This is a genomic window from Chryseobacterium rhizosphaerae (assembly GCF_003385455.1).
GTDB classification, from domain to species: domain Bacteria; phylum Bacteroidota; class Bacteroidia; order Flavobacteriales; family Weeksellaceae; genus Chryseobacterium; species Chryseobacterium rhizosphaerae.
Genome location: NZ_QNUF01000067.1, coordinates 1 through 1,430, shown reverse-complemented (window position 1 = coordinate 1,430; position 1,430 = coordinate 1). Strand labels below are relative to the sequence as shown.

The 1,430-nt window shown below is 31.5% G+C and carries 2 protein-coding genes; both read left to right on the top strand.

The window, feature by feature from the left end; all coding sequences use genetic code 11:
- Positions 1–571: helix-turn-helix domain-containing protein (locus DRF57_RS23375; RefSeq protein ID WP_133297563.1), on the top strand; the 571-nt coding region annotated here is incomplete at its 5' end.
- Positions 559–1,401: an IS3 family transposase gene (locus DRF57_RS23370; protein ID WP_115921130.1), complete on the top strand. Its 843-nt coding sequence runs from the start codon at positions 559–561 to the stop codon at positions 1,399–1,401. The genes DRF57_RS23375 and DRF57_RS23370, both read left to right, overlap by 13 nt.
- The last annotated feature ends 29 nt before the right edge of the window (positions 1,402–1,430 follow it).

Below are 1,430 nucleotides of genomic sequence, written 5' to 3'. Positions count from 1 at the left end.
TTTAGACTGCCCCCAAAAAGTTAGACACTTTTTAGGGGCATTTTTTATGGGACAATCAAAATATAGTTTAGAATTTAAAACAGATTGTGTTGTTAAGGTTTTACAAAGACATCATTCGATTTCCGTAGTTGCTAAAGAATTAGGGATCAGTAAATCTTTAGTGAAACAATGGGTTAAATACTATATTCAACATGGATCTAAAGGTCTTCTTCGCATCCGTAACAGAGTTTATGATGTCAAGTTTAAGCTGAAAGTTTTACACTCCATATCAGAAAGTCACCTTTCCATTAAACAGGCATGCTTAAAGTTTAATATAGGTGCAGAGTCCAGTATTTTAAATTGGCAGCATGCTTATGAGAAAAGTGGTATTTTAGGGTTAGAAAATAAACCCAGAGGAAGGCCTAAGATAATGAGTGATAATAAAGATAAAAAAAGAAAATCTGATAAAGTTTTAACAAGAGAGGAAGAACTTTTACTTGAAAATGAAAGACTCCGTGCTGAAATTGATTATCTAAAAAAGTTAGACGCCTTAGCTCTAGCCAGCAAAAAGCAAAAGCCATCGAAGAGTTAAGGCCAAAGTATAATTTAGCAATATTGCTGAATTGTTCTGGTATGGCAAGAAGCAGTTTTTATTATCATCTGGCTCGGGGTAATGTCGGAGATAAATATGTTCATATTAAATGCTTAATACAATTAATTTATCAAAAACATAAAGGAAGATTTGGATATAGAAGAATCACTCTGGAACTAAAAAATCAGGGTGTAATTATCAATCATAAAACAGTTTTACGATTAATGAAAAACTTGGGCTTGAAAAGCTTAATTCGTGTGAAAAAATATAGATCTTACCGTGGAGAACAAGGAAAAATAGCACCAAATATTCTGAAAAGAAACTTCAAGACTAATCATCCGAACCAAAAATGGGCTACCGATATTACAGAATTCAGTGTTTCTGGAAACAAGCTATATCTGTCTCCTATCATCGACTTATTTAATGGAGAGATTATAAGCTATGAACTTTCAGAAAAACCTGTTTTTGCACAAATTATTAATATGTTGAAAAAGAGTTTTAGAAAAACACAGAATACACAGAACCTAATTCTTCACTCAGACCAGGGTTGGCAATATCAAATGAGGCTGTATCAAAATATTTTGAAACAAAAGGGGATTATCCAAAGTATGTCTAGAAAAGGGAACTGTTTGGATAATGCTATAATAGAGAATTTCTTTGGAACATTAAAATCCGAAATGTTTTATCTGAAAAAGTTCAAATCAATACAGGAATTAAAAGACGAAATTCATCAATATATTGACTATTATAATAACGACAGGATAAGACTTAATTTAAAAGGAAAGAGTCCGATAGAATATCGAACTCTTTATTATCAAAAGATTATTTAATTTTGTCTAAACTTTTGGGTGCACTCTAT